The sequence below is a fragment of the Flavobacterium sp. AJR genome, assembly GCF_002156885.1.
Lineage (GTDB): Bacteria > Bacteroidota > Bacteroidia > Flavobacteriales > Flavobacteriaceae > Flavobacterium.
On record NZ_NCWQ01000062.1, the window covers coordinates 1 to 26,723 of the forward strand.

The window sequence follows — 26,723 nt, forward strand, 5'->3', positions numbered from 1 at the left end:
AAGGTTAAAAGTGAAGTAAAACCTTCTAAAGTTTTTAAATCACTCAATGAGCAACAATTAGAATATGTTGTTGGTGGACCAGTTGCTTCTAGAGGTACGGTAACTACAGTGCAATCAGGAGGATAGTTTTATAATGAAAATTATATTTATCAAAGTTGAATAAAAATCGAAGTCTGTAATTTATATTATGGACTTTTTTTATAACATATTACGGATGATATTTGTAAGAATTAACCGCCTTATATTGTTTTTATGCGATTAAAAGCAAATAAATAAGATAAACTACAGGTTTTTAACGTGTTATTTGTTAATGATTAAAAGTTATTAAGAAAATGTTTGTTATATTTGAAATAGAAATAAAGTGTTGTCCATCCCGCATTTTTAGGCGAATATCTTATTTCTGTGAACTTATTTATTAACCATTGATAGGTTCCAAACCTATAAACTAACTAACTTTAAAAATTATGAGTACAACAAATTTAAACGTTGAAGGTAATGAAGTAATTACCATGCCTCCAGGAACCAAAATTTTTTCTGAAAATAATAATCCTGAGATAGGAAAAGTAACTTTTCCTGAAAGAAAATCTAAAGGACTTTTGTCTCCATTTGTAGAAGCATATTATAATGCAGAGAGTGATACGCTCTCCATAAATATTGTTGCTTATGTTGATTTGGATAAAAGAAATGAGGTTTTTCAATATGATATTTTTCAAAATTGCTATATCGATGTTGAGGGACAACCCCAATTGCAGTTTTTTATAGCTTACAATATGCCTGAACAGGATGCGTGTACATTCTCTGTTCATGAACTTAAATTTAATGCCAATCCATATGGGTTTATCGGTGAATTTTCAAATTTAAAAACAGTCCAGACCTTTCTTTGGGATATAGATCCAATAGCATCTAGAGGAACAGAAACGACAGTTCAATCAATATAGTTGGTTATAGAATGTTAAAAGAAAAAAAAACAATACTAATTTTTTTTGTTATTTTTTTAATTTGCTTTCCTCTTATTCTTTTTTCTCAGGTTAATTTTAAAGATGATCTATTGAGAATAGAAATTAAAAAAAATGTAATAAAGTATAAGGGGGAAGTTAATTTTGATAAAGCTCAAAAATTCTTTTTAGAGAATAATTGGGACTCGACTTTAGTTTATTCTATGAAGCAACTTATCAAGATTAATGTCGTAGAATTAAAAGATTATTGTCATTATTTTAGAGCTGTTAGTTTTATAAGGAAAAAAATTTTTAAAGAGGCTAAAAATGAATTAAATCTTATTTCAAAAAAATTTGTCTTTTATCATAATGTGAATTTTTTTTTAGGAGAAATTGCTTTGCAACAGAATGAATTTGAACTTGCGTTGTCACATTTTGATTTCATTGAAAAGCTTTCTGAGGATGCTTATGATTTTGAAAAGAGTACTGTTTTACATAATATTGGACTGTGTTACTTACATCTTAAAAAGTTTGATAGGGCGGAAGAATATTTGTTCAAAAGTGCCAAATTACAAGAGACTAAAAAAGATGATTTAATACTAACTGGATTCTATATGGATATTGCTACTTTGTATTATGAACAATATAAAGACAATCAGGCAATTCCTTATTTTGAAAAAGCATATCACCTTTCTAAAAAAGTAAAATCATTTGGAATAAAAAAAACTGCTGCAATGAATATGGCAGTGGTAGAAGAAAATAGGAAAAATTTTCCTTTGGCCTTGGCCTATCGTAAAGAATACGAAAAGTGGAAAGACTCTTTAAACGATCAGAATAAAGTTTGGGCACTTGCCGATCTGGAAAAGAAATTTGCAGTAAAGCAAAAGCAAAAAGAAGTAAATATACTTGAAGCGGAGAATAAGATAAAAATAGCAGAGAGAAATAGTTTATTGTTTTCTTCTGTCCTATTGTTAATCTTGTTTGGAACAGGGGTATATTTTTACAGGCAAAAAATAAAAAATAATAAAATTATCCTGGCTCAAAAAGAAGAGTTAGACAAATTAAATGCTACAAAAGATAAGTTATTCTCTATAGTAAGTCATGATTTACGATCTTCGGTTAATGCTTTAAAAACAAGTAATAGCAAGTTAATTGAGAGTTTAGAAACCAAGAATTACACAGAGTTAGATGTACAACTACATAATAATAGTGCAATTGCTAACGGAGCTTATAATTTGCTAGACAATTTACTCAATTGGGCTTTGTTACAAACGAAACAAACCTATTTTTTTCAGGAATCGCTGCATTTGGCGACAATTGTAAAACATGTAGAATATAATTATAAGCCATTAATGATAAATAGAAACATCAGTTTTGAAAATAGAGTTTCTACTACCGATTATGTATTTGCCGATATGGATTCGCTTAAAATAATTATCCGTAATATATTAGATAATGCGATTAAGTTTACCAATGATAATGGCAAGATTTCGATTTATACACGAGATTCAGATGATGATTTTTGTTACTTAGTTGTCGAAGATACCGGATTAGGGATGAGCGCTTCTACGCAAGAAGAACTATTGAAAAAAACAGCATTACTTTCTAAAAAGAAAAATGATGATACAATAGGAACTGGATTAGGAATGCAATTATGCAAAAGTATGATCTATAAAAATGGCGGTAGATTAGAAATTGAGAGTGAAGAAAATGTTGGAACAAAAATAATTATAGTATTACAAAAGTTTAAAAATCATGGATAATATAAATGTGCTTATTATCGAAGATACTCCAGCAGAAAGCGATGCGCTTGTAAAAGTGCTTACCGCTAATAATTATAATATTGTAGGCATTGCGCCTACTTATAACGAAGCATTAGCGTTGTTTTATAACAATGCGATAGATGTTGTAGTTATAGATGTTTTTTTAGACGGAAAACCAGACGGAGTTACTTTTGCAGAAACAATTAATATTGTTCCTAATGGCTTAAAACCTTTTGTTTTCCTGACAAGTTCCAAAGATCGTCAGATTTTTGAAAGAGCTAAACTTACCAAACCATTTAGTTTTTTATTAAAACCATTTAACGAACTAGAAATCTTGTATGCCTTAGAAATGGCAGTCGAGAAGTTTTATGGTCAGACCAATGTTTTTGTTGGCGAAGAACAAGATACCGTTATAAGTGACGACTATCTTTTTATCAAAAAAAATAAAGCTTTAAAAAAAGTTAGAATTGAGGATATAGTCTATATAGAAGTTGAAGACAGATATTGCAATATAATAACAGACGTCGAAAAATTTGTAATCTTAATATCTCTTACCAAAATCATTCAGTTTTTGGACCCGGCTAAATTTAGTCAAACACACCGTAACTATATTGTAAATTTAAGCAAGATAGAAGAGATAATTGTCAATGATAATCTCGTTGTTTTAAAAGGAAACCACAAAGTTGTCCTAAGCGAGAAATACAGAGATTTCGTTAAAAAGTTTCGCGTATTGAGATAATCTTACTTTATATAATTCTCTACAACTAAAACCTCATTCATATTATATGAAGGAGGTTTTTTTGCTTATTTACTTTAGGGAAAAATCCCATACTACTTTTTTTACTTTTCATGACAATGATTTCCGTTCTCATGACATTTTCTTATTTACAGATTTAATTGTGCTATAGTTTTACTATAGGGAATTGATTAAAGCTAGCATAATTTAATTCTCCATGACTTCTTATTTGCTTGATAATTTATCAGGCAAGTAATTCATTAAATAGAGTTTTCGTGCTCTATTTAGAAACGTGGCGTTTCCGAAAAGCCTTATGAGTAGGACCAAGAACAATTAAATTATAACATTATGTCAAGTCAAACCCAAGTCTTAGAAAACCATGAGCCTATATTAGGTGGATGGACAGATTTTCGCAAACCTACAGCTGCAGATTTATTATTATTTAAACAAGCCTTAGAAGGTTATGTTGGAGTAAAATATATCCCTACGGCAGTTGCGACACAGGTGGTAGCAGGAATAAACTATCGTTTTAGATGTACTGCGTCAATTCCGCCTTCAGAGATTGCTTATGAAGCTATAGTGAAGATTTTTAAACCACTAGTTGGTGACCCGCATGTTGTGAAAATAACAAGGATTTAATACTCAAAAAAAGTTCAGTATCAATTTTTTAAAAAGTGATTTCTGAAGATTCTAAAGAGTAATTAAAGTAATTTAAACTATAGAAATTATGTCAAATAATGCCCTAATAAATAATACGGAGACACTACTGGGAGGATGGACACTTTATCATACTCCAACCCCAGAAGATTTACAAATATTCAGAAAAGCAATGAATGGTTTGCTTGGAGTGAAATATAATCCAACTGCAGTTTCGACGCAGGTTGTGGCAGGAACAAATTATCGTTTTAAATGTAATGCAACAGTTGTTTCATCCGGACTTCCTTATGAAGCTCTCGTTGAGATTTATGATCCATTGTCTGGAAATCCTGTTCTTACAGGAATAACACCGATTTAATATTTTTTTTGGAAAAGTGAAATTTTGAAACTATTTAAAAAGAAGCGAATCTGAAAAGTAAATAAATAATTTTTAAAAATGTATATTAAGGTAATTGGAATTGAATATTCAATTATCATAAAATAACATTACTTGTTGGTAAAAAATAAGATTGTAGAAAAAGAAAAGCCTGGAATTTCAGTTCCAGGCTTTCTTTGTTATATAGATTTGTAAGTACAAGAGTTTAATAGTCTCCTCTTTTCTTAAATCGAGGATCATCTCTTTTTATAAATTCAGTTTTTCTTCTTGGAGTTTCAATCTTAGGTAAACTTGCTTCCTCAGTTTTACTCGAAGGCTCAATAAGCTCATTCAATTCTTTAATTTCAGCATCCGTTAAATCACGGTAGCGGCCTACGGGAACATCAAGAGAAATATTAATAATACGAATACGCTTTAGGGCAGTAACTTCATAGCCTAAATATTCCGCCATTCTTCGAATCTGACGGTTTAAACCCTGAGTCAGGATAATCTTAAAGATATATTTGCTTATTTGCTCTACTTTACATTTTTTGGTTACCGTATCAAGAATAGGGACACCATTTCCCATTCGCTCAATAAAGCGATCCGTTATAGGTTTACTTACAGTTACAGTATATTCCTTTTCGTGATTATTTCTTGCACGCAGAATTTTGTTTACAATATCACCATCATTGGTCATAAATATTAAACCTTCACTGGCTTTATCCAATCTCCCAATTGGGAAAATACGTTTAGGATAATTAATGTAATCTACAATATTGTTACGAACCTCCAGATTAGTGGTACATTCAATTCCAGCAGGTTTATTAAAAGCTAAATAAACTGGTTTTTCGTGTTTTTCTACGATTAACTTTCCGTCTATGCGTACTTCGTCATCAGGTGAAACTTTAGTTCCCATTTCAGGTACAATTCCGTTTATGGTTACACGTCCTTCTTCGATTAGTTTATCAGCTTCACGACGAGAACAATATCCAGTTTCTCCAATGAATTTGTTGAGGCGTTTTAGATTTTCTTCCATAGTGCAAAAGTAGTCAAAAAATAGACATCTTAGATTGTTAGACCTTTTAGACTTCTTAGATTTTAGATTTTTCGAAATCTTAAAAAAAAAAAGCAAAATGCTTTTTTTTAACCTCAGAACCTCAGAACCTCAGAACCTCAGAACCTCAGAACCTCAGAACCTCAGAACCTCAGAACCTCAGAACCTCAGAACCTCAGAACCTCAGAACCTCAGAACCTCAGAACCTCAGTCCCGAAGCCTCGGGATCAGAACCTTTGTTCCTTTGCAACTTTGTCCCTTTGAACCTCCTAAAAAGGACTATCCTTCGGCATTTCTTTTCTGTCAAACATTCCGTAATCTCTTTTTACATCGGCAATTCTTAAATGGTAATCTTTAAAAATTTCTTGTCGCCCTTTAGACTGTGCATTACGATGCATTTCGAGATTTCTCCATTGTTGGATGCTTTCTTCATCTTTCCAAAATGACAAAGACAAAACTTTTCCAGGGTCATTAAAACTCTGAAATCGTTCTATAGATATAAAACCAGAAATTTTATCTAACTCAGGGCGCAAGCTTGCGGCGATGTCAAGATATTCTTGTTTTTTTTCTTCGTTAGGAATTACTTCAAAAATTACTGCTATCATGTTGTTTAATTTAAATTATTGAATCGAAATCCAGATGTTTTTAGGTAATCTGGCATTTATCATAGGTTCATACAGGATGTTACTTTCTAGAATTGCAATTGTATTATAATTATTAAATAAATATAATAAAGTCTCGGTTGTAAGATGAATCGAAAAGTATTTAGCCAGACACATATGACCTCCAATCCCAAAGGTAAGATTCTCATTATTATTGATTCTTTCGATATCAAAACTCAAAGGATTATCGAATTTTTTTGGGTCACGATTTGCAGCTGCAAGAACCAATAATAGGGTTTCATTTTTTTTAATTATAGTTTTATCTAATACAATATCCGTAATTGCAACTCTTCTTGTATTATGAATTGGTGGATCAAAGCGCAGGGTTTCAATAACTAATTTTTGTATCTGTGTTTTATTAATATTGTTTTTGGGTACTAGATTATGAGTATTAATAATTTGTAATAAAGAGTTACTCAAAAGACCTCTGCAAGCATCGTAACTTTGAATCAACAATCCAATTAAATTGCTTACAGATATTGTTATCGTTTCCTCGAAAGAAATAGTATGCGATTCGGATATTTTGTCTAGTAAAGGCTTATAGAAACTAAGACTTGATAAGTGCTTTTTTACTATTGAATAACTATTTTCTGAAATTTCATTAACTGCCTGAACTTGTTCTGCAGATTTATTTGGCAGCATCATTTTTACAAAAAGTTCTATTTTTTCAGAAATGAATTTGCAATCATTTTGCCCAAAGCCAAAGCTTTTTAAAATAACCAAAACAGGAAGCTTTTTGCAAACAGAATCAACCCAATCTATTTTGTTTTCGATTAAATCATTATCTAATAATTCGGCAATGATTTGATTAATGTCAATCGATTTCATGTTAGCAAATAAAAGCATTGCAGTTTCTTTTGCAATAGCATGTTGGATTCCGTTTGATAACCGGGATAAATGATTGATGATTTTTAAAGCATATTCATTAAGTTTCTGTTCGTTATTAGGATTAATAGTTGGGATATTTACGTTGAGACTATTTAGAATTTCTGTGCAGTATTCATGAGAATAAATTGCCCAAATTTGGTTTGCCTCATCCCAAAAGACAGGATGATCATCAAGCATTGTTTTATATATTGCATACGGGTCTTTAATATCCGATTGAAAGAATAAAGTAGGTGACATAGATTATGATTTTTAACAAAGTTATTTAACTTTACACGTAGATACTTCAGTTTAGAATTAACTATGATTGCATAAAATGGAAGAACAGTTTATAAAAATTGCAACATTAATCGGTGATCCAACCCGAGCATCAATTATGTGGGCGTTGCTCGACGGAAAAGCATTTACAGCTACAGAACTGGCAATTGTAGCCGATACATCGCCGCAAAATATAAGCATGCATTTAGGAAAGTTATTAGACGCCGATTTGCTTTGTGTCGAAAAACAAGGACGTCATAAATATTATCGATTTTCAAGTAAAGAAATTGCTTATGCTATCGAAGGAATGGCAAGCCTTATTCCTCCACAAGAAGTTTCGAGAAAAAAGAATACAGAAAAACTTCCGCCAATAAAACATTGCAGAACATGTTATGATCATTTAGCAGGGAAAATAGGTGTGGCTTTAACGAATAGTTTATTAGAGCAAAATATAATTATTGATACTAATAATGATTTTGAAATTAGTTCCGAAGGGATAAAATGGTTTTCGGATTTTGGTATAAATGTCGATGAGGTTAGGAAACAAAGGCGATTATTCTTGAAGCCATGTCTTGATTGGAGCGAAAGAAAAAATCATATGGCAGGATCTCTAGCTACGTCACTATTGAATAAAATGATAGCCAATGATTGGTTGCGAAAAACTGAAAATTCAAGAGCAATAATTATTACAGGAAAAGGAGAAAAAGAATTATATAAACAATTTAAAATAGTTGTTTAGACTTCTTAGATTGTTAGACCTTTTAGAACCTTAGAACCTAAGAAAACCTCTTTTAAGGAAACAAAAAAGCAACTACTTTTTGGTACAGCTCATCATCATGCATGCCGTGGCCTAAACCATTTGTAGCGATAAATTGGCTGTTTTTCCAAGTGCTGGCTATTTTTTCCCCTTCTTCAAAAGCGACTACGTTATCTTCGACATCGTGTGCAATTAATCCTTTGACAGTGAAATTTGAAGCGAATTTTTTTCCAGAGAAGTCTTCCAGTTTTAAGTTGAAACGATTTACAAAACGATTCTCTAAAAGCGGAACCATTTTTTCGTTTAGGCTTAACATGGAAATATAATTATTGATAAGAGTTTGTAAATCTGATGGAGCACCTAGAATAACCATTTTTTGAATACTGGTTTCTGGATATAAATGCTGGTGATATACACAAGCGGCTCCGCCTATAGAATGACCAATTATAATTGTAGGCTGGTATTTTTGTACAGCTTTGTTAATGAACTCTGCATAAAGAGGTACGTTGAATTCTTTACCGCTACTTTGTCCGTGAGCAGGCGCATCTATGGCAATAATAGTACTTCCTGATTGCTGTAAGTGTGGGAGTGTTTTTTGCCAGCGTGAAGCGTTACTTTCCCATCCGTGAACGAGTAATATTTTGGTGTCATTTCCTTCCCAAGTATAAGTCTGAAAATGGTGCTCGTTATGATGAAATGTTTCAGTTTTGGTATCTTGTAATATTTCTGGTAAGTTTTCTTTGCTTAATCTTCCTTCTCTTGGTTGGCTAAAAAGGGCGTATGAAATCTGCGCAGCTTTTTCTGGACGTACATAACTTAAAAAGTTAATATATTGCCCAACGGATTTTAATGTTATGAAACGAATACCTTCTTTAAGTCCCAAAATTGTAATTTTTAATATAAAAAAAGCCCCGAACTTCGAGGCTTTATATTCTTTAGAATTTAGAAAATAATAAATCCATTTTCTCTTTTTCTTCTTCTGCTAATGCACTATCAACTAGGATTCTTCCAGAATGCTCATCAGTGATGATTTTTTTTCTAGAGGCAATCTCTACTTGTGTTTGTGGTGGAATAGTAAAGAAAGAACCTGCAGATGCACCTCTTTCAATAGATACTACAGCCAAACCATTACGAACACTAGTTCTGATTCTTTTGTAAGCCGCTAATAAACGGTCTTCGATTAAAACTTCGTACTCAGCTGATTTCTCAGATAAGAAGATTTCTTCTTTTTGAGTTTCTGCCATAATCGCATCCAATTCAGATTTTTTGTGTTTTAGATGAGAAGATTTAGACTCTAGTCTTTCTTTTAAACCAGAGATTACTTCTTTTTTATGCTCAATAGAAACTTTCATTTCTTTGATTTGCTTTTCAGCTAATTGAATTTCTAATTCTTGAAATTCAACTTCTTTAGTCAAAGAGTTAAATTCTCTATTGTTACGAACTGATTCTTGTTGTTTTGTGTACTTTTTGATGGCTTCTTTGTGATCATCAATAGCATTTTTTCTAGTCTTGATTTGCTCTTCAACTATTTCTAGTTCGCTTTTCAATTTTTCTGAACGTGTGCCTAAACCTGCAACTTCATCTTCTAAATCTTCCACTTCTAATGGAAGTTCTCCTCTTACGTTTCTGATTTCGTCAATTCTAGAGTCAATTAGCTGTAAATCGTAAATTGCTCTTAACTTGTCCTCAACACTTAATTCTTTCGTATTCGCCATATTCTATAAGTACTTAACTGGATTTGTATTTTCTTCTGATAAAATGATTGCAAAATTAAGGATTTTTTTCCGAAGATAATCAACAATATAATTTTTTGTATAGCGTTCGCTTTCAAAATGTCCAATATCGGCTAATAGTAATCGATTTTCGGCTTCGTAAAACTGATGGTATTTTAAATCGGCTGTCAAAAAAGCATCGGCTCCAGCCTGAATTGCATTTTTTATGGCAAAACTTCCAGATCCGCCAAGTACAGCAACTTTATGAATTTTTTTGCCTGTATAGGCAGAATGTCTAATACCGTCTGCTAACATTTTTTCTTTTACAAAAGGTAAAAAGTCTGTTTCGTTCATCGGAGTTTCAAATTCTCCAATCATGCCTAAACCTATGTTTTGATGTGCATTTTGTAAATCATAAATCTCATAAGCAACCTCCTCATAAATATGATTGGCAAACAAGGCTTTCAGGATTTTTGATTGCAAGTGTTTTTCAAAAACAACTTCGATCTTTATTTCATTCCCAGTATGTAATTTCTCTTTATCTCCAATAACAGGATTACTATTCTCATTTCCTTTAAAAGTAAAAAAACCTTCGGTGTTAAAACTGCAATTGTCATAATTGCCAATTTTTCCTGCTCCAGCTTCAAACAAAGCATTACGGACTTTCTCGGAATTATCAGGAACAGTATAAGTTACTAATTTCTGAATGTAATTTTGTTTCGGAATCAAAACCGAGGTATTTATCAAACCTAAGGCATCACAGAATATTTTGTTTACACCTTGTGAGTGATTGTCTAATGCAGTATGAACGGCATAAATAGCAATATCATTTTTTATGGCTTTAAGGATAGCACGTTCTACATAATTCTTCCCCGTTATCTTTTTTATCCCAGAAAATAGAATTGGATGAAAACAAACAACCAGGTTACAATTTTTGACAATTGCTTCATCAATTACATTTTCAAGCGCATCGTGACAAACCAAAACTCCTGTAGCTTCTGTAGATGAATCACCAACTAAAAGCCCGACATTGTCAAAATCTTCGGCGTAAGCCAAAGGAGCCATCTCTTCGAGAACAGAAAGTATTTCTTGTATTTTCATTTTCTTTAGTTTGAGCTTAGAGTTTAAAGTTTGATGTTTAAAGTTTGTCAAGCAGAACCTTAAATGACAAACAAAGACAGTAAAATTTTAATTAAGCAAATTAACGAATAAACAAATCAATTTTAAAATAAAAATGTACTTCGGGAAATTTATGTTTGCCTTATAAAGTAGTTACAGAACTGTTACCATTAGTATAAACTATTGATACTAATGGTACGATTTTCGTATATTTGTAATTCAAAAGTAATAGTCATGACAACAATAACAATAAAAATTGATGAACGAACCAAAGCTGGAAAAGCCTTTCTAGCTATGTCTGAAGCTTTTTTTAAAGGTGTTGAAGGTATTGAGATTGTTGAGCCAACTTATGGACAGGTTAATGAAGAACCGAGTATTTATAGTTCTGAATTTGTTGAAAAGGTTAAAAAAGCAGAAGAGAATATTAAAAAAGGCGAAACTACAACGCTGAATCCAGATGATATATGGGGAAGTTTAGGGTTGAAGTAACGAAGGTTGCAAATCAAGATATTGAAAAACATAAAAAATCAGGGAATAAGACTTCTATTAAAAACATTGCTAAAATTTTAATCGATCTTACGGAAAATCCATACGAGGGTTTTGGAAATCCTGAACAACTAAAATATGAATATACAGGATATTGGTCTAGACGCATTAATCAGAAAGATCGATTAGTTTATCGGGTTGAAGACGATATTGTAACTGTTTATGTAGTTTCAGCCATGGGACATTATTCTGATAAATAAATTATGAATTTACTTCGAAAATTACTCTTTCCATTTGCCATCTTATATGGAATCATCACTAGTATTCGGAATTTTCTTTTTGATAAAGGAGTTTTAAAATCAACATCATTTGATATTCCGATTATTGCAGTTGGTAATCTTAGCGTTGGAGGAACAGGTAAAACACCTCAAATAGAATATTTAATTCGATTATTATCAAATACATATCAGGTTGCTACGCTTAGTCGTGGATATAAACGACAATCAGAGGGTTTTGTACTTGCTGATGAAACCTCTAATGCTGTTATATTAGGAGATGAGCCTTTTCAGTTTTTTCAAAAATTCAAAAATATTCAAGTTGCAGTAGATGCAAACCGAACAAACGGAATCCAGAAATTACTTTCGCAACCTAAAAAGCCTCAGGTTATTTTGCTTGATGATGCATTCCAACACCGTAAAGTAAAAGCAGGATTTTATATTTTGCTTACTTCGTATGGTGATTTATATGCTGATGATTGGATGTTGCCAACTGGAAATTTACGAGAGAGCAGGAGTGGAGCAAAAAGAGCAAATATTGTTATTGTAACCAAATGTCCTTCTGATCTTCAGGAATCGGAGCAGCAAAATATTCGTAGAAAGCTAAAATTAGAACCATCACAAGAATTATACTTTACTTATATTGATTATGATGATTGCATTTATTCTCAAACAGGGAAATTAGCAATCGAAGAAATTAAAAACGAACCAAAATTACTTTTGGCAGGAATTGCAAAGCCAGCACCATTTTTTAAGTTTTTAAAATCTAACGACGATGAATGTCTTACATTCCCTGATCATCATCACTTTACAGAAACGGATATTACAACAATTGCGAATAAAGCAAAAAAACATAAAATTATTACAACCGAAAAGGATTATGTTCGCTTAAAAGACACTAATATTGCGCCGCAATTATTTTATTTGCCGATAAAAAGTACTTTTATTAATTATCAAAATGATTTTGATACAACAATTTTAAATTATGTGGGAAAAAGTTCAGGAAACAGTTAGTTATATAAAATCAAAAACACAGTTCACGCCAGAATATGGAGTGATTTTAGGTTCAGGTTTAGGAGGTTTTACAAATGATATAGAAATAGAATTTACATTACCTTATAATGAAATCCCTAATTTTCCGGTATCTACAGTTCAAGGTCATAAAGGAGCTCTGGTTTTTGGAACTATTGGAGATAAAAAAGTGGTTGCGATGCAAGGTCGTTTTCACTTTTATGAGGGATATACTATGGAAGAAGTTACTTTTCCGGTTCGAGTAATGAAGTTTTTGGGAGTTACCAAGTTAATGGTTTCTAATGCTTCAGGAGGAGTAAATGCTGCTTACAAAGTGGGGTCAATCGTAATTATTAAAGATCATATTAATTTTGCACCAGAGCATCCTTTGCGTGGTAAAAATGATGACCGTTTTGGACCTCGATTTGTAAATATGAGCGAGCCTTATTCTAGAAAAATGATTGTTAAGACCAAAGAAATTGCATCAAGATTGAATATTGAAATTCACGATGGTATTTATTTTGGTTTACAAGGACCAACTTTTGAAACTTTGGCTGAATATAAAATGGTTAAAATTCTTGGAGCAGATTGTGTAGGAATGTCAACTGTGCCAGAAGTTATCGTTGCGCGTCATATGGATGTAGAAACTTTTGGAATCTCTGTAATTACCGATATGGGTAACGAAGAAAGTATAGATACAATCTCGCATGATGAAGTTCTTGAGGCGGCAAAAATGGCCGAGCCTAAAGTAAGAGCTTTAATAAAAAACTTGATTTTAGAGTATTAAGCGCTTACGTTAAAACATTTAGCGATAATGCTGTAAAATTCATCAGGAACAAAGGGTTTTGTTATTACGTCGTTCATCCCGAATGATAATAACATTTCCCTGTTCTCATCTAGAGAAATAGCCGTTAAAGCTATAATTGGTGTTATTTTATCAAATTCTCTAATATATTTAGTGGCAGTAGTACCATTTATTCCAGGTAAATGCACATCCATTAAAATCATATCAAATCGTTTGATTTTTAATAACTCAATCGCATCCTCTCCATTGTCGATTACCTCGCAGGTTATGCCTTTATTCTCGAGCATTTTACGAGTAATCATTTGATTAATCCTGTTGTCTTCTATCAACAGAATATTTTTGTCTTTTAATTCGTAGTCGTTGTACAATTTGGTTTCTTCTTTAATAGCTAATGGTTCACTATCTATTTGGAATTTTAGTTTAAAAGTAAAGGTAGAACCTTTACCAACTTCACTTTTAAGATTGATTTCCCCACCTAGCATTTCGGTTAATTTTTTTACAATCGTGAGTCCCAAACCCGTTCCTCCATATTTTCGGTTAACTTCTATAGAGCCTTGCGAAAAACTTTCGAAAACGGTTTGTAATTTGTCTTCAGGAATTCCTATTCCAGTATCAACTATTTCAAAATAAACAGTTGCTGCTTCGTCTTCTAATGAATGTAATTTTACAATCACATTAACACGTCCGTTTGCTGTAAACTTTAAGGCATTATTAATCAGGTTCATTATAATCTGAGACAATTTTGTTGGGTCACCAATTAAATTGTCAGGAATACTTTTATCGATGTCTAGATTAAAATAATTTTTATTGGCAGTAGCCAATTCCTTCAAAGAGCTTTGTATGTTTATTAATAATTCTTTTAGATTAAAACTTATATTTTCGGTTTCAAGCTTATTAGAATCTATTTTATTGATTTCTAGGATTTCATTAATAAATGTAGTCAAATAATTCCCCGAAAACTTTAATGATTCTAAGTATTTTTTCTGTGATTTTTTAGGATTATCTTCTATTAATAAATGTGTAATTCCGTTAATTGCATTAAGAGGAGTTCGTAATTCATGACTTACCGTCGATAAAAACTCAGATCTGGCTTTAGATGCTTTTTCGGCCTTATTCTTTGCAATAATCAACTCATTATTTTTTTCTCTCAAAAGCATATTATTCTGATTTCGAATAATGTTGTTTTTGTAAAGGGATAAACTCAAAAGAGATAAAATAGAGATTAAAGCAATAGCAAGAATACTTATTAATTTAGAATACTTGTATGTTTTTTTATCTTCAAGGTCTTTCTTCTCTTTCTGGATAGCTGAGTTTATTACCTCTTTAGTCTTAAATTTTTTAAAATCATCAAAATCTGATTTTGAGTTTTTTAATTTATAAATATAGTTTTTTAATTGATAATGTTCATCTAGATAAGTGTAAGCTCTGTCATAATCCTGATGGTTTTTATAATATTTGCTTATGGCTAATAAAATAGTTGCCTTCTGGTTAAGGTCATTGCTTTTTGTGGTTAAGGCTAATGCTTTTTCCAGATAATGTATAGCAGAATCATTTCTTTTTAAATGACTCTCGATAAGTCCGAGTTGATAGTAAGCATCAGTTTTTGTTTTTAAAGTATTTTTACTATCTGGTAATTCGGTTATTTTTTTGAATGTAGAGATTGCTAAATCATATTCATGATTAGTCTTCAAAGCTATCCCTTTTTGAAGTGTTAATGCTTGGCTTGAGTCAACGATATTTAACTGTTTGAAGACAGATTTTGACTTGTCAAAATACGTTTGAGCAAGATTATGCTTTCCTCTTTCGGTATTAGTTATACCAATATAATGAAGAGCAAGCGCTTTGGTAATAGATAAAGGTTTATCTTTTAATAAATCAACACTTTTGTTGAAGTTGATTAAAGCCTCATCATATTTTTTTTGATTGTAGTAAATTTTACCAAGCTTAAAAGTTTGGTCGGCCTGGTTTTCTATTTTGTGGTTTGTTTGACAAAATAGAATTGATTTCTCTGTAAAAAGCTGCGCCTGGCTGTATTTGTTTTCTTTAAGACTAGAGTTTGCCTGTTGGTCATAATAGACAACACTATCTGTATTCCGATTGAATTGGGAATACAAAAATGAACTGAAAAAACTGATTAGGATAAAAAGATATTTCATGTATTGTAATACTTTTTATTAGTAGTTTATACTTCCTTCGTTAGCAATATCAAATCAATTAATCTTGATGAATACCCAACTTCATTATCGTACCAACCTACAACTTTTACCATTTTATCGATTACAGATGTAAGTTGTGCATCAAATAAACACGAATTCGGATTTCCAATAATATCAACAGATACAATAGGGTCTTCGGTATAATCTAAAATTCCTTTTAAACTAGTTTTTGCTGCATTTTGAAATGCTTCATTAATCTCTTCAATAGTAACGGCACGTTTTACATTAAATGTAATGTCTGTTAATGATCCATCAGGAACAGGAACGCGTATACCGCAACCACCAATTTTGTTTTGTAATTTGGGGAAAATTTTAGTTAATGCCTTTGCTGCGCCCGTTGTTGTAGGAACAATAGATTGGCTCGCACCTCTGGCTCTGCGCAAATCTTTATGGGGTTGATCGTGCAGACTTTGATCTGTTGTGAATGAATGTATTGTAGTAATGTAGGCTTGCTCAATACCACAAAGATCATCGATTATTTTAATCATAGGAGCTGCATTGTTTGTAGTGCAACTCGCATTAGAAATTATTGTTTCAGTTCCGTCCAATATTCCTTCATTTACACCCAAAACTACAGTTTTGATAGTGTCAACTTCAGAAGGTGCGGATAGAATGACTTTTTTTGCTCCGGCAATAATATGTGCATTTATTTCTTCGTGCGTTTTATATTTACCGGTAGATTCTATAACATAATCTATGTCATAGTCTTTCCAATTTAAGTTTGAAATGTTTTTCTCATGGAAAAATAAATAATGTTTTCCATCAACGATTATTCCACTTTCGTCACTGCTTACCACAAACGGTAACACACCATGAATACTGTCGTATTTAATAAGGTGAGCCATAGTTTTAGTGTCGGCAATATCATTTATGGCAACAACTTCAATTTCGGGATGATTTAAAAGTAATCGAAACAAGTTTCGACCAATTCTTCCGAAACCATTAATAGCAATTCGTATTTTTTTATTCATTTAAGATAAAATATTCAACATTTAAAACTAAAGGATATGTTTTTGCGCTTTGTAGGAAGAACGCACTAACGGACCGCTTTCGACGTGGCGAAAACCTAGTTCTAGTCCGAATTTTTCATATCTGGCAAATTGATCTGGAGTGATAAATTCTTTTACAGGTAAATGTTTTTTACTTGGTTGTAAATATTGACCAATTGTTACTACATCTACATTTGCATTGCGCAAATCGGTCATAGTTTGAAAAACTTCCTCTTCGGTTTCTCCTAGTCCAAGCATGATTCCAGACTTGGTTCTGTTGATTCCTTTTTCTTTTAGGTAGCGTAAAACTTCTAAGCTACGATCGTATTTGGCTTGTATACGTACTTCACGAGTTAATCGACGAACAGTTTCTACGTTATGAGAAACAACCTCGGGATTAGCTTCTACAATTCTGTCAATGTTTCTTTCGATTCCTTGAAAATCAGGAATTAATGTCTCTAAAGTCGTATTTGGATTCATACGTCGAATTGCTTTCACGGTTTCATTCCAAATAATCGAACCACCATCTTTTAAATCATCTCTATCTACACTTGTTATAACAGCATGTTTGATATTCATGATTTTAATAGAACGTGCTACTTTTTCTGGTTCGTCCCAATCTACAGTCTCAGGTCTCCCGGTTTTTACACCACAAAAACCACAAGAACGTGTACAAACGTTACCTAAGATCATAAAAGTAGCTGTTCCTTCTCCCCAGCATTCACCCATATTTGGGCAGCTTCCAGAAGTACAAATTGTATTTAAACTATATTTATCTACTAAACCACGTAGTTCAGTATATTTTTGTCCGATTGGTAGTTTTACCTTCAACCATTTTGGTTTCCCAATTGGTAAATTATTATCTATAACGCTTTCCATATTCATTATTCAAAGTACAAAGATAAGCATTGTTGTTTATTTGTAGATTTGTTTATGCTTTAATTTATAAAACGATAACAAAATGACTGTTAAATTCTTTTTTGCGGATTATTAATAAATTAAGATGAAAGAAAGGTTTTTTGATTAAAACCGCAATAAATGGTCGGGATTTCTGAAATTATAAGATATTTTTTTCTTCTAAAATTATTTGGTTTCCAAGATACGTGTATTTTAAAGATGTAGTATATTTGCTACAGTTAATTTAATAATTAAAAAGATGAAAAGAAAATCGATAGCGTTAGTTGTTTTGCTTGCAACTTTTGGTTTTACACAAGCCAATGCACAAATAAATTTGGGAGAAAAAGCTTTAGGAGCTGTTCAAAAAGGAGTTGCAGGATTTACGTTTAGCGATGCCGATGCAGCAGCTTTATCAAAAGAAGCAGTTGCAGAAATGGATGCTAAAAATCAAATTGCACCAGCTACAGATGGTTATGCGATTAGACTAAACAGATTGTTTGGAAAACATACTGCTGGAGATGGATATACATTAAACTACAAAGTGTATATGCTAAAAGAAGTAAATGCTTTTGCAACTGCAGATGGTAGCGTTCGTGTATATTCTGGTTTAATGGATATTATGGATGATAACGAATTACTTGCGGTTATTGGGCATGAAATTGGTCACGTTGCCAATCACGATTCAAGAGATGCGATGAAAGCAGCTTACAAAAAAGAAGCTTTAATTGATGCTGCGGCTTCACAATCAGCAAAAATTTCTGCTCTTACAGATACGCAATTGGTAAAAATTGGAAATGCAATGATAGATAGTAAACACAGCAGAACTCAGGAATCTGAGGCTGATTTGTTTTCTTATAACTTCATGAAAAAGAATGGCTATAATGTAAATGCCGAAGAATCTGCTTTTAGAATCCTTGCTAAAATGAGCGAAGGTGCCGAAGGATCTTTCTTGGATAAAATGATGAGTTCACATCCTGATTCTAAGGAAAGAGCAGATAATGCTAAAAAAAGAGCTGAAAAAGACGGAGTATACAAACCATATGTTCAGCAAAAAATTGTTAACACTGTGCCAGTAGCTGCAAAGAAAACGACAACTAAAAAAACAGTTAAAAAAACGACTAAAAAATAATTAAGTCTATTTTTAGAATTGAAGATAAAAAAAGCAGAACCTAGGTTCTGCTTTTTTTTATTTTAATACGTGGTGTGCTAATACTTTTTGAACTTCGTATACATTTACCGATTTATTAAATTGTTTTATAATACTCGGATGCAATTCGCTCGAAACCCAAATTTTTAATTCAGCGTCAAGGTCAAAAGTTCCTGCAGTTTCAACACTAAATCTTGTGATGCTCTTGTATGAAATCGATTTGTATTCGGTTTTGCTACCAGTTAATCCTTGTTTGTCAACCAGAATTAATCGTTTTGTAGTAAAAATAAAAGTATCGCGAATAAGTTTAAAGCCTAATTCTATTTCTTCATTATCGGTTAAAAGTAAACCGTATTTTTTAATTAATTCGTCTTGACTTACTGTGCCTGCATTACCAAGTATTGCCGAAAATATTCCCATAATTTATTGTTTGTTTTGATGATTTTAAAAAAGTAATTTTCATCAGTAAAGATACATTTTTTTATAAAAAACTTACTTTAGATAATTAGATAAGAATTCCTTTTTTAAAATAAAAGGGCATAAAAAAAGCAGAACCTAAATTCTGCTTTTTAATTTTATATTTATTCAGTTTTTATTGTAATAGGTAGGTTGTATGCAGTACGAACTGGTTTAGAATCAACCATTCCTGGACTCCATTTAGTTCTTAAAGATTTTAAAACTCTAATAGCTTCTTTGCCTAAGCCGTATCCTGGATCATTTCTTACAAGGATATCGGTCATACTTCCGTCTCTCTCAATTACAAATGATACATAAATACGAATCGTTCTTTCGCTATCTAATTCCGGACGATTAAAATTGTTACCTACATAAGTATAAAACTTATTCATCCCTCCAGGAAATTCTGGTAATTTGTCTAGAGAACCAGTAGGCATAGGATCATTAATAATTGGTGCTGTTACAACTTCTGGTCCGCCACCTCCACTTTGTATGGCATTTGTTAGTATTCCGTTACTTTCGCCACTTGTTGCTTTTACCGCCACAACATTCTCGGTAGCCTTTGCTACTTCTTGTGTAACTTGGCTTGCTTCTACAATTGTAGGGTTTACAAGTTGGCTTTTTTCAATAGCAGTTTCAACAGGCTGAGATTTTACAGCAGGCATTTCTGCCGATTTCTCATTAATGTGAACTTCACTCACTTGTACAATTGTCGGTAAACTATCGGGGATAGTGGTTATTACATCGACTTTGCTCAGTTTAGTAATAAACATTGAAGCGCACACAATGGTTGTGGTAAAAAACAATCCCATGAAAAGTGCCTTAATTGAGTTTTTTGAACTTTCTTGGCGTAACTGGTACGCGCCATACTCTTTGTTTCTGTTTTCGAATACAAGGTCAATCCATTTGTTTTCGTAGATGCTTGATGTTGACATAATTCACGGTTTTTTAAGGTTAAGTAGTGGTTAAATCATAAGCAAAAATTGTTTTACCTAATAACGTTAATAATAAGAACTTGGTATGCGGGATTTTTATTTATTTAAGAATAAAGATGTAGATGTTTTATCCTTTGCTTAAAGATAATAAATTATCTTTTGTTTTTGATCACTTCTGCTAATAATTTTTTAGCGCGAAGTAATTTTATTTTCACATTGCTTAAAGGCTCGTTTATTTTGAGTGCAATTTCTTGGTAACTCATTTCCTGAAAATAGCGTAGCTGAATTACTTCCTGATAATGTGGTTTTAATTCTTTAATGCAATGTAATAATCGGGATAAATTTTGTTCAGTGATTAATTCATCCTCTACCGACGGAGTAGTGTCGGCAATATTATAAGCTTGTTGGTTTTCCTGATCGGTGATTTCTATAAAAAGATTAGTTCTCTTTTTACGTAATAAATCTATATGTACATTCTTTGCAATAGCAATAAGCCATGTGTTGAATTGAAATTCGGAATTGTACGTTTTTATTTTATCAAAAGCTTTAGAGAAAGTTTCGATGGTAATATCTTCGGCAATGGTTTCGTTTTCGGTGCGTTTAAGCATGAAGCCATAAACTTCGTTCCAATAATGGTCCAACAAAAAAGTGAAGGCAATTTGATCTCCATTTTTTGCTTTCTCTATTTTAGAATTTATTTCCAATGTACTGGTTTTGAAAAGATATTAGTTATAAAGATATTAATTTGAGTGAATATAAGCACAATTTCTACGATAGGAAACCAAAATTTTAAATCATTTTCTTTTAATTTTCCTGCTGAGAAACCTACAACAAGCCACGCAGCAATATAACGTACCAAGAATAAGCTTAATACAATTATCCATTGAAATTGAAATGCAAGCAAAATAATGGCAAGTATAAAGAATAATAATTGTGAGCTATAAAAAACACCCAATTGAATTTTATCAAAAAACTTATAATAATTAGCTGTAGCTATATGTCTTCTTTTTTGAATAAACCAGTCTCTATAAGTTTCCTTAGGTTTAGAATAAGTAAAACTCTCAGGAGAGTATGATAGAGTTGTGTTGTTGCTATTTGCAGCTTCATTTATGAATAAATCATCATCGCCAGAACGAACCTGAATATGTCCGATGAATCCGTTTACATTAAAAAACTCTTCTTTTTTGTAGGCTAGATTACGACCAACTCCCATATATGGATGACCTGCTTTTGCCCAAGAAAAATATTGTAGGGCAGTAAGTAAGGTTTCGTAACGAATGATTTTATTTAGGAATGATTTTTCTATTCTTTCGTAAGCGCCATATCCTAAAACGATTGTTTTGTTCATTGTAAACTGCGAACTCATTGCAGTAATCCAATTTTTAGAAGTAGGATAACAATCAGCATCAGTAAATAATAAGTACTCTTTTTTGGCTGCTTTAATCCCTAAAGTTAGAGCATACTTTTTATTTCCCCAAAAGGCTTCGTTATTTTTTACTTTAACTAAACGTACTAAATTTGGGTATTGGCTTTCGAAAAGTTCAAAAATTTCTAAAGTTTCATCACTTGAAGCATCGTCTATTAAAACAATTTCAAAATCAGGATAATCTTGCTCTATTAAAAGCGGAATATACTTAACTGCATTTTCGGCTTCGTTTTTTGCACAGACAATAACTGAAATTGGAATTCTTTTTGGAGTGATATTCTGTGTTTTAGCAAAAGAAAATTTACTAAATATACCCAGATAGTAAGAAAGTTGTACAACAACGATAGCAATAAAAAAGTATAAAATAATTGTAAGCATCTGATTTTAATGTCTTTTAATTTTAAATCTTGCGAGTGCAAATGTAATTATGAATTCCCGATTTTCAACCCTTAATTTGTAATTACTTTCTGCATTTTTCCATTTCTTTTGCAACCGCAATAGACTGAGGGTTTTCTGTTTTTTCTAAGGCTGTGATTATGTTTTTGTAATTAATATCGTCTCTGTTTTGAGACATTTTTTTAGTAGCCTGAATTTCATCTATTTCAATCTCGAAAGCGATTATTCCGTGTGCTTGTCGCATTGTTTTTGCAGATAAGTCTTCTACTCGAACAGGTTTTTCTGAACTGGCTTCATATTTGTCTACTAATTTTTTTAGCGATTCTACTGCAGCTTCGTGATCTACAATTTTTATTCTACCATAAATATGTACTGCAATATAGTTCCAGGTAGGTACATTTTCATGATCATACCATGAAGACGAAATATAACTATGCGGACCAGAAAAAACAGCTAGAATCTGATCATTCTGTGTAAAGCCTTCTCCTTGCGGATTTAGTTTAGAGATGTGACCGCACAATATTTCTTTGCCATCGGCATTGGTTTCTATTTCTAGTGGAATATGTGTTGCCCACAATTTTCCATTCGTCTGATTGATTAATATACCGAAGCTGTTTTCTTTAAGAAAAGCTCTAATTGCTTCAGGATCTTCATTTTTGAATATACTTGGTGTGTGCATATTATATTAAGTTTTTTCCAAAACAAATTGCTTCGGAGTTATTTACATATTTGCCGTAGTTTGGAATGATTTTATAACCTGATTTTTGATAGAATTGTGTTGCTTCCAGATTTTTAACCCGAGTTTCCAGGATTAATTCATCGTAACCAATCTCTTTAGCTTTCGTTTCTAAGTAGGATAAAATAGATTGACCGATTCTCTTTCGCGGATATTTAGCATACATCCGTTTTACTTCGCCTGTAGTTTCTGTAATAGGTCTTATTGCGCCACAACCTACGATTTCGTTATCGAGTTCGGCGGCAATAAATAAATATTTGGGGTTGTTATTGTTCCAATCTGTAAATGAGTTTTTCCCGTCGCTGCCAAAACGTTCCTGAAGGTTCATGCATAACTCATTAATAATAGGAGCTACATTTTTGTTATCAGGGTTTATTGTTTTGATAGATAGAGTTATACTCATATTTTTAGATTTAGATTACATTTACTTCGGCTTCTATATGTATTCCGAATTTTTCGAAAACTGTTTTTTGGATGTCTTTAGAGATTGCCAGAATTTCTTGTCCAGTAGCATTTCCGTAATTAACCAAAACCAAAGCTTGATTTTTGTGAATTCCGGCATCGCCAAAACGTTTTCCTTTAAAACCAGCTTGCTCTATAAGCCAGCCAGCAGGAACTTTAACTTCAGTTTCGGAAACATCATAATATTTCATTTCTGGGAATTTCTGATGTATCTTTTCGAAGTCTGATTTTAATAGAATAGGATTTTTAAAGAAGCTTCCGCTATTTCCTAGTTCTTTTGGGTCTGGTAATTTACTTTGTCTAATCGCAATTACAGCATTACTAACGTCTTTTAAGTTAGGGTTTGTAATGTTGTTTTTGGCTAGTTCGGCAGTAATATCTCCGTACGAAGTGTTGATTTTATGATTGCGCTTCGTTAGTTTGTAAGTTACAGAGGTAATAATATATTGGTCTTTTACTTCGTGTTTAAAAATGCTTTCGCGATATCCGAAATTACATTCCGCATGAGTAAAAGTTTTTATTTCCTGATTTTCTATATTCATTGCCTGGCAAGAAACAAACGTATCTTTTATTTCAGTTCCATAAGCGCCAATGTTTTGTACAGGAGTAGTTCCTACATTACCAGGAATAAGCGACATGTTTTCTAATCCGCCAAAATCTTGCTCGATTGTCCAGAGCACAAAATCATGCCATGTTTCTCCAGCTTGACTTTCAACCCAAACAAAATCATTATTTTCGTCAACTATCTTTTTTCCTTTTAAATCAATATGAATTACCAAGGCATCAATATCTTTAGTTAAAAGCATATTACTTCCGCCACCTAAAATAAATTTTGCTTGGTTTTTATTTTCTTCTAAAACCTTTCTCAATTCATCAATTGAATGTACGGCAATAAATTGTTTTGCTTTGGCTTCAATGCCAAAAGTATTATGATTTTTTAAAGAAAATTGAGATAGAATTTCCATAAATGCGAAACTTTTTTGTAGAATTAATCGAGAGCTCAAAAGTAAGGATTTTAATCTATTTTGAGTTGAGTTTCTATAAAATAACAGACGATTAAATTCGTTAAAAAATAAATTGATGTTATAATATCTTGCAAAAGCTTTAGATAGCTTTTTTTGATAAAGATTTATTTTAAAGCTTCAATAAATTGTTGCATCTCTTTCATGGTGCCTATCGTGATTCTCGTCCATTTTCCATTTTCTTCATAAATTTTCGTTCCTAATATATTATGATCTTCTAATTGCTTGAAATAATCTTTTTTATAATTGGCTAAAGAGAAATAAATAAAATTTGAATAGGACGGAATACAAGTTATGTTTAATTGAGTAAGCTGATCAATAGTATATTTTTTTGCTTCTTCGTTTGAGGAATATACTTGTTTAGTAAAATTCTCATCATTTAGAGATGCTATGGCAGCAGAAGCTGAGATAACGCTAACTGACATATTTGTTGATGATTTTAAATTGCCTAATTGCTCAATAATGGCAGAATGTGCAATTGCATAGCCGATACGTGCACCAGCTAATCCGTAAAGTTTTGAAAAAGTCTTGGTTATTATCAGGTTTTTGTTTTCAGTAACAAGGTTGCTTAATGATTGTTCTGTAGTAAAATTGATATAAGCCTCGTCTACAAAAACCATTGTTTTTTTGGTTGCTTCGTAGATAAAGGATACCAGTTTTTCTCTGTCACAAATTGTCCCCGTCGGATTGTTGGGATTGCAGATGTAGACCATTTTTGTGTCTGAATCAATAGCTTTTAACATCGCTGTTAAATCATGTTTTTTGTCATCAGTTAATGGAATGGTGATTTTTTTTAAGCCTAATTTATCAGAAGGAGCTATCCAGTAATCGAATGTAGTTCCAGCAATTATAAAATTACCTTTGTTTAAAGCTGCGTATTGAAGGACTAAATCTAAAATTTCGGTCGAACCTGCACCTAATAAAATATTGTTATCTGAAACGTTATTCTTTTTTGCGATAAGAGAAATTAATTCTGACCAAAGCTTCCAGTTATATCTATTACTGCTGTTTACACTTTTTGCCATTGCTGCACGAGCAAGCGGAGACGGGCCGTAAGGATTTTCATTTGATCTTAATAGTATAGGAGAGTTATCTAAATTGGGTAAGATATAATCTGATGGAGTATTTGCAAATCCATCAAATTGGCAAAAGCCTAATCCTATTGTGCCTAATCCTATTTGTTTCAGCCAGTTTCTTCTGTTATTCATATTTATTTAAGAATTAAATTAAACTATTCCGTAAAAGAGTATGACGTTAGGATTGAAGAAATGTTACGCGTTGAATAAAATAAGATTTTTTACCGCAAAGTGCGCAAAGATTATTATCTCACTATGTATAGAAAACACAAAGTTCGCAAAGCTAGGTGTTGATCCAGCTTTGCGAACTTTGCGTAAAACATTGCGTTCTCTGCGGTTATTTTTTTGTTTTGAAATAGTCTTTCTAATTAATTACTTTCGAGAATCTAATAACTCATGATATTTATCGGCAATAACTTTCATGTTGATTTTATAGTTTGCATTTTCCTCTATAAACTTCCTGTTTTGTATAATCGCTTTATTTCGTGAATCAGTATTTTTATATGCCCAGATAAGTTCTTCGGCAAGATTTGTATAATCATCAATCGGGATTAATTGTCCGTTTTCACGATGATTTATCCAGCTTTGATTTCCAGGGATATCAGATACAACAGGGTAACAATTACACGCCATAGCTTCAAATAATGAGGCAGAAACCCCTTCGGTACTTGGCATACTAATATAAAAAATAGCTTGTTGTAATAGTTTAGGAAGTTCGGTATTTGGGATTCTTCCAGTAAAGATTACTTTGTTTTGAATGCCTAATTCTATAGCTAGGTTTTTAAGATATTCTAATCTGGTTCCGTTGCCAACAATTGTTAAACAGAAGTCAATGTTTTGTTTGTCTAAAATTGCAAAAGCTTTCAGGATACAATCGTGTCTGTATTCGGGTTGCAAGGAGCGTGTTACGATTGCATCAATTCTATTTGATTTGTTTTCGGATGCTTCAAAAAGAGATAAATCTATTCCTTTTGGCATGACCAAAACCTTATTCATATCTACGCCTATAGCTTTCATAGAGATTGTCATAACAGGTCCCCAAGCATGTATTAAATGTGCTTTTTTGAATGCGTGTTTCTGGATGATTTTTTTAAGGGGTAATAATAGAGAACCTTCAGGCCATAAATCGGTTCGGCCTTGTTGCGCAATTGCAATTGTTTTTGCGTCCGATATTGCAGCAAGAAAACCATAACTGGTCGTTCTTTCGGCAATAACCATATCTGGTTTTTCTAATCGAATGATTTTTTTTATCGTGAAAGGAGCAAAGAGATATTCGGTTATTCGCTTGAAACGATTAAGTTTAGTATTGTTTGGAGTTTTGAGTTCCCAAGTACAAATGTCAAAATCACCAAATTCTTTCAAGCCTTTAATCCATGTAATAGCATCGGCTCGGTAGGATTCGCCAAGAAAAAGTATTTTTCTTTTTTTCATTCAGTGATTTGTCTTTTGTTTTTTTTGCCACAGAAAAGGGAGGCTTTTAATCTGTGGCAAA

The 26,723-nt window shown here is 32.2% G+C and carries 29 protein-coding genes; 11 read left to right on the plus strand and 18 right to left on the minus strand.

The window, feature by feature from the left end:
- The first annotated feature begins 464 nt into the window (after nucleotides 1–464).
- The 5 genes from B8T70_RS15895 (at nucleotide 465) to B8T70_RS15915 (ending at nucleotide 4,449) form a co-directional block, all read left to right on the plus strand.
- A complete protein-coding gene (locus tag B8T70_RS15895; RefSeq protein ID WP_086895460.1) occupies nucleotides 465–938 on the plus strand; it encodes a hypothetical protein in 474 nt (157 codons plus the stop codon).
- A gap of 110 nt (nucleotides 939–1,048) precedes the next feature.
- Nucleotides 1,049–2,698, plus strand: a complete 1,650-nt coding sequence (locus B8T70_RS15900; protein ID WP_242667499.1) for an ATP-binding protein — start codon at nucleotides 1,049–1,051, stop codon at nucleotides 2,696–2,698.
- Nucleotides 2,691–3,437, plus strand: coding sequence for a LytTR family DNA-binding domain-containing protein (locus B8T70_RS15905; protein WP_039119852.1), 747 nt, complete (start codon nucleotides 2,691–2,693; stop codon nucleotides 3,435–3,437). The genes B8T70_RS15900 and B8T70_RS15905 overlap by 8 nt, the downstream gene beginning before the upstream one ends.
- A gap of 345 nt (nucleotides 3,438–3,782) precedes the next feature.
- On the plus strand, nucleotides 3,783–4,073 hold the full coding sequence (locus B8T70_RS15910; protein WP_052250156.1) for a hypothetical protein: 291 nt from the start codon (nucleotides 3,783–3,785) through the stop codon (nucleotides 4,071–4,073).
- Between the two features lie 88 nt (nucleotides 4,074–4,161).
- Nucleotides 4,162–4,449 carry a hypothetical protein gene (locus tag B8T70_RS15915; protein WP_052250155.1) on the plus strand — a complete coding sequence of 96 codons (288 nt, stop codon included), beginning with the start codon at nucleotides 4,162–4,164 and terminating at the stop codon, nucleotides 4,447–4,449.
- Nucleotides 4,450–4,672: 223 nt separating this feature from the next.
- On the opposite strand, the gene rluF is transcribed toward B8T70_RS15915, so the two are convergent.
- The 3 genes from rluF to B8T70_RS15930 all read right to left on the minus strand — a co-directional run bounded on the left by rluF (nucleotide 4,673) and on the right by B8T70_RS15930 (nucleotide 7,290).
- Complete coding sequence (rluF, locus tag B8T70_RS15920; protein WP_039119850.1) at nucleotides 4,673–5,485, minus strand: 23S rRNA pseudouridine(2604) synthase RluF; 813 nt, start codon at nucleotides 5,483–5,485, stop codon at nucleotides 4,673–4,675.
- Between the two features lie 287 nt (nucleotides 5,486–5,772).
- Nucleotides 5,773–6,108 (minus strand): antibiotic biosynthesis monooxygenase, encoded by a 336-nt coding sequence (locus B8T70_RS15925; protein ID WP_086895462.1) that lies wholly within the window; start codon nucleotides 6,106–6,108, stop codon nucleotides 5,773–5,775.
- A 15-nt stretch (nucleotides 6,109–6,123) separates the two neighbouring features.
- The gene (locus B8T70_RS15930) at nucleotides 6,124–7,290 is read right to left on the minus strand and encodes a cytochrome P450 (RefSeq protein ID WP_086895463.1); all 1,167 of its coding nucleotides are present in this window, start codon (nucleotides 7,288–7,290) and stop codon (nucleotides 6,124–6,126) included.
- A 76-nt stretch (nucleotides 7,291–7,366) separates the two neighbouring features.
- Between B8T70_RS15930 and B8T70_RS15935 the strand changes: the two genes are divergently transcribed.
- Nucleotides 7,367–8,047, plus strand: coding sequence for a helix-turn-helix transcriptional regulator (locus B8T70_RS15935; RefSeq protein WP_086895464.1), 681 nt, complete (start codon nucleotides 7,367–7,369; stop codon nucleotides 8,045–8,047).
- 52 nt (nucleotides 8,048–8,099) lie between these two features.
- On the opposite strand, the gene B8T70_RS15940 is transcribed toward B8T70_RS15935, so the two are convergent.
- Genes B8T70_RS15940 through B8T70_RS15950 form a run of 3 tightly spaced genes read right to left on the minus strand, consistent with a single transcriptional unit; the run spans nucleotide 8,100 to nucleotide 10,878 of the window.
- Nucleotides 8,100–8,948, minus strand: coding sequence for an alpha/beta fold hydrolase (locus B8T70_RS15940; RefSeq protein WP_086895465.1), 849 nt, complete (start codon nucleotides 8,946–8,948; stop codon nucleotides 8,100–8,102).
- A gap of 52 nt (nucleotides 8,949–9,000) precedes the next feature.
- Complete coding sequence (locus B8T70_RS15945) at nucleotides 9,001–9,780, minus strand: zinc ribbon domain-containing protein (protein WP_039112380.1); 780 nt, start codon at nucleotides 9,778–9,780, stop codon at nucleotides 9,001–9,003.
- 3 nt (nucleotides 9,781–9,783) lie between these two features.
- A complete protein-coding gene (locus B8T70_RS15950; protein WP_086895466.1) occupies nucleotides 9,784–10,878 on the minus strand; it encodes a Nif3-like dinuclear metal center hexameric protein in 1,095 nt (364 codons plus the stop codon).
- 252 nt (nucleotides 10,879–11,130) lie between these two features.
- On the opposite strand from B8T70_RS15950, the gene B8T70_RS15955 reads away from it, so the two are divergent.
- From B8T70_RS15955 to B8T70_RS15970, 4 genes are read left to right on the plus strand one after another with little or no spacing between them, the layout of a single operon-like run.
- Nucleotides 11,131–11,385, plus strand: coding sequence for a DUF2683 family protein (locus B8T70_RS15955; protein ID WP_086895467.1), 255 nt, complete (start codon nucleotides 11,131–11,133; stop codon nucleotides 11,383–11,385).
- Nucleotides 11,361–11,642, plus strand: a complete 282-nt coding sequence (locus B8T70_RS15960; RefSeq protein ID WP_039112377.1) for a Txe/YoeB family addiction module toxin — start codon at nucleotides 11,361–11,363, stop codon at nucleotides 11,640–11,642. The genes B8T70_RS15955 and B8T70_RS15960 overlap by 25 nt, the downstream gene beginning before the upstream one ends.
- 3 nt (nucleotides 11,643–11,645) lie before the next feature.
- Nucleotides 11,646–12,671 (plus strand): tetraacyldisaccharide 4'-kinase, encoded by a 1,026-nt coding sequence (gene lpxK / locus B8T70_RS15965; RefSeq protein ID WP_086895468.1) that lies wholly within the window; start codon nucleotides 11,646–11,648, stop codon nucleotides 12,669–12,671.
- Nucleotides 12,643–13,455, plus strand: a complete 813-nt coding sequence (locus B8T70_RS15970; protein ID WP_086895469.1) for a purine-nucleoside phosphorylase — start codon at nucleotides 12,643–12,645, stop codon at nucleotides 13,453–13,455. Before lpxK ends, B8T70_RS15970 begins: the two co-directional genes overlap by 29 nt.
- On the opposite strand, the gene B8T70_RS15975 is transcribed toward B8T70_RS15970, so the two are convergent.
- Genes B8T70_RS15975 through lipA form a run of 3 tightly spaced genes read right to left on the minus strand, consistent with a single transcriptional unit; the run spans nucleotide 13,452 to nucleotide 17,557 of the window.
- The gene (locus B8T70_RS15975; protein ID WP_086895470.1) at nucleotides 13,452–15,629 is read right to left on the minus strand and encodes an ATP-binding protein; all 2,178 of its coding nucleotides are present in this window, start codon (nucleotides 15,627–15,629) and stop codon (nucleotides 13,452–13,454) included. The two genes, B8T70_RS15970 and B8T70_RS15975, sit on opposite strands and share 4 nt — an antisense overlap.
- 26 nt (nucleotides 15,630–15,655) lie before the next feature.
- Nucleotides 15,656–16,660 (minus strand): type I glyceraldehyde-3-phosphate dehydrogenase, encoded by a 1,005-nt coding sequence (gene gap / locus B8T70_RS15980; protein WP_086895471.1) that lies wholly within the window; start codon nucleotides 16,658–16,660, stop codon nucleotides 15,656–15,658.
- 27 nt (nucleotides 16,661–16,687) lie between these two features.
- The gene (lipA, locus tag B8T70_RS15985; RefSeq protein ID WP_039112372.1) at nucleotides 16,688–17,557 is read right to left on the minus strand and encodes a lipoyl synthase; all 870 of its coding nucleotides are present in this window, start codon (nucleotides 17,555–17,557) and stop codon (nucleotides 16,688–16,690) included.
- A gap of 277 nt (nucleotides 17,558–17,834) precedes the next feature.
- On the opposite strand from lipA, the gene B8T70_RS15990 reads away from it, so the two are divergent.
- A complete protein-coding gene (locus tag B8T70_RS15990; protein ID WP_039112371.1) occupies nucleotides 17,835–18,704 on the plus strand; it encodes a M48 family metalloprotease in 870 nt (289 codons plus the stop codon).
- Nucleotides 18,705–18,761: 57 nt separating this feature from the next.
- Here the strand turns inward: B8T70_RS15990 and B8T70_RS15995 are convergent, their stop codons facing one another.
- The 9 genes from B8T70_RS15995 to B8T70_RS16035 form a co-directional block, all read right to left on the minus strand.
- Entirely contained in the window at nucleotides 18,762–19,142 is a 381-nt protein-coding gene (locus B8T70_RS15995; RefSeq protein WP_039112370.1) for a PH domain-containing protein, read from the minus strand.
- Between the two features lie 161 nt (nucleotides 19,143–19,303).
- The gene (locus tag B8T70_RS16000; RefSeq protein ID WP_086895472.1) at nucleotides 19,304–20,113 is read right to left on the minus strand and encodes an energy transducer TonB; all 810 of its coding nucleotides are present in this window, start codon (nucleotides 20,111–20,113) and stop codon (nucleotides 19,304–19,306) included.
- Between the two features lie 152 nt (nucleotides 20,114–20,265).
- Nucleotides 20,266–20,817, minus strand: a complete 552-nt coding sequence (locus B8T70_RS16005; protein ID WP_039112368.1) for an RNA polymerase sigma factor — start codon at nucleotides 20,815–20,817, stop codon at nucleotides 20,266–20,268.
- Nucleotides 20,808–21,917, minus strand: coding sequence for a glycosyltransferase (locus tag B8T70_RS16010; RefSeq protein WP_039112367.1), 1,110 nt, complete (start codon nucleotides 21,915–21,917; stop codon nucleotides 20,808–20,810). The genes B8T70_RS16005 and B8T70_RS16010 overlap by 10 nt, the downstream gene beginning before the upstream one ends.
- An 82-nt stretch (nucleotides 21,918–21,999) precedes the next feature.
- On the minus strand, nucleotides 22,000–22,614 hold the full coding sequence (locus tag B8T70_RS16015) for an FMN-binding negative transcriptional regulator (protein ID WP_086895473.1): 615 nt from the start codon (nucleotides 22,612–22,614) through the stop codon (nucleotides 22,000–22,002).
- Between the two features lies 1 nt (nucleotide 22,615).
- Nucleotides 22,616–23,074 carry a GNAT family N-acetyltransferase gene (locus B8T70_RS16020; RefSeq protein WP_086895474.1) on the minus strand — a complete coding sequence of 153 codons (459 nt, stop codon included), beginning with the start codon at nucleotides 23,072–23,074 and terminating at the stop codon, nucleotides 22,616–22,618.
- A gap of 10 nt (nucleotides 23,075–23,084) precedes the next feature.
- Complete coding sequence (murB, locus tag B8T70_RS16025) at nucleotides 23,085–24,098, minus strand: UDP-N-acetylmuramate dehydrogenase (RefSeq protein WP_086895475.1); 1,014 nt, start codon at nucleotides 24,096–24,098, stop codon at nucleotides 23,085–23,087.
- Between the two features lie 164 nt (nucleotides 24,099–24,262).
- Complete coding sequence (gene hisC, locus B8T70_RS16030) at nucleotides 24,263–25,363, minus strand: histidinol-phosphate transaminase (RefSeq protein ID WP_086895476.1); 1,101 nt, start codon at nucleotides 25,361–25,363, stop codon at nucleotides 24,263–24,265.
- Between the two features lie 240 nt (nucleotides 25,364–25,603).
- Complete coding sequence (locus B8T70_RS16035) at nucleotides 25,604–26,662, minus strand: glycosyltransferase (protein ID WP_086895477.1); 1,059 nt, start codon at nucleotides 26,660–26,662, stop codon at nucleotides 25,604–25,606.
- Between the last annotated feature and the right edge of the window lie 61 nt (nucleotides 26,663–26,723).

Coding starts and splice junctions, on each gene's coding strand:
- B8T70_RS15895 (WP_086895460.1), top strand. CDS start 465: ATGAGTACAACAAATTTAAACGTTGAAGGTAATGAAGTAATTACCATG.
- B8T70_RS15905 (WP_039119852.1), top strand. CDS start 2,691: ATGGATAATATAAATGTGCTTATTATCGAAGATACTCCAGCAGAAAGC.
- B8T70_RS15910 (WP_052250156.1), top strand. CDS start 3,783: ATGTCAAGTCAAACCCAAGTCTTAGAAAACCATGAGCCTATATTAGGT.
- B8T70_RS15915 (WP_052250155.1), top strand. CDS start 4,162: ATGTCAAATAATGCCCTAATAAATAATACGGAGACACTACTGGGAGGA.
- rluF (WP_039119850.1), bottom strand. CDS start 5,485: ATGGAAGAAAATCTAAAACGCCTCAACAAATTCATTGGAGAAACTGGA.
- B8T70_RS15925 (WP_086895462.1), bottom strand. CDS start 6,108: ATGATAGCAGTAATTTTTGAAGTAATTCCTAACGAAGAAAAAAAACAA.
- B8T70_RS15930 (WP_086895463.1), bottom strand. CDS start 7,290: ATGTCACCTACTTTATTCTTTCAATCGGATATTAAAGACCCGTATGCA.
- B8T70_RS15935 (WP_086895464.1), top strand. CDS start 7,367: ATGGAAGAACAGTTTATAAAAATTGCAACATTAATCGGTGATCCAACC.
- B8T70_RS15945 (WP_039112380.1), bottom strand. CDS start 9,780: ATGGCGAATACGAAAGAATTAAGTGTTGAGGACAAGTTAAGAGCAATT.
- B8T70_RS15950 (WP_086895466.1), bottom strand. CDS start 10,878: ATGAAAATACAAGAAATACTTTCTGTTCTCGAAGAGATGGCTCCTTTG.
- B8T70_RS15955 (WP_086895467.1), top strand. CDS start 11,131: ATGACAACAATAACAATAAAAATTGATGAACGAACCAAAGCTGGAAAA.
- B8T70_RS15960 (WP_039112377.1), top strand. CDS start 11,361: ATGGGGAAGTTTAGGGTTGAAGTAACGAAGGTTGCAAATCAAGATATT.
- lpxK (WP_086895468.1), top strand. CDS start 11,646: ATGAATTTACTTCGAAAATTACTCTTTCCATTTGCCATCTTATATGGA.
- B8T70_RS15970 (WP_086895469.1), top strand. CDS start 12,643: ATGTGGGAAAAAGTTCAGGAAACAGTTAGTTATATAAAATCAAAAACA.
- B8T70_RS15975 (WP_086895470.1), bottom strand. CDS start 15,629: ATGAAATATCTTTTTATCCTAATCAGTTTTTTCAGTTCATTTTTGTAT.
- gap (WP_086895471.1), bottom strand. CDS start 16,660: ATGAATAAAAAAATACGAATTGCTATTAATGGTTTCGGAAGAATTGGT.
- lipA (WP_039112372.1), bottom strand. CDS start 17,557: ATGGAAAGCGTTATAGATAATAATTTACCAATTGGGAAACCAAAATGG.
- B8T70_RS15990 (WP_039112371.1), top strand. CDS start 17,835: ATGAAAAGAAAATCGATAGCGTTAGTTGTTTTGCTTGCAACTTTTGGT.
- B8T70_RS15995 (WP_039112370.1), bottom strand. CDS start 19,142: ATGGGAATATTTTCGGCAATACTTGGTAATGCAGGCACAGTAAGTCAA.
- B8T70_RS16000 (WP_086895472.1), bottom strand. CDS start 20,113: ATGTCAACATCAAGCATCTACGAAAACAAATGGATTGACCTTGTATTC.
- B8T70_RS16010 (WP_039112367.1), bottom strand. CDS start 21,917: ATGCTTACAATTATTTTATACTTTTTTATTGCTATCGTTGTTGTACAA.
- B8T70_RS16015 (WP_086895473.1), bottom strand. CDS start 22,614: ATGCACACACCAAGTATATTCAAAAATGAAGATCCTGAAGCAATTAGA.
- B8T70_RS16020 (WP_086895474.1), bottom strand. CDS start 23,074: ATGAGTATAACTCTATCTATCAAAACAATAAACCCTGATAACAAAAAT.
- murB (WP_086895475.1), bottom strand. CDS start 24,098: ATGGAAATTCTATCTCAATTTTCTTTAAAAAATCATAATACTTTTGGC.
- hisC (WP_086895476.1), bottom strand. CDS start 25,363: ATGAATAACAGAAGAAACTGGCTGAAACAAATAGGATTAGGCACAATA.
- B8T70_RS16035 (WP_086895477.1), bottom strand. CDS start 26,662: ATGAAAAAAAGAAAAATACTTTTTCTTGGCGAATCCTACCGAGCCGAT.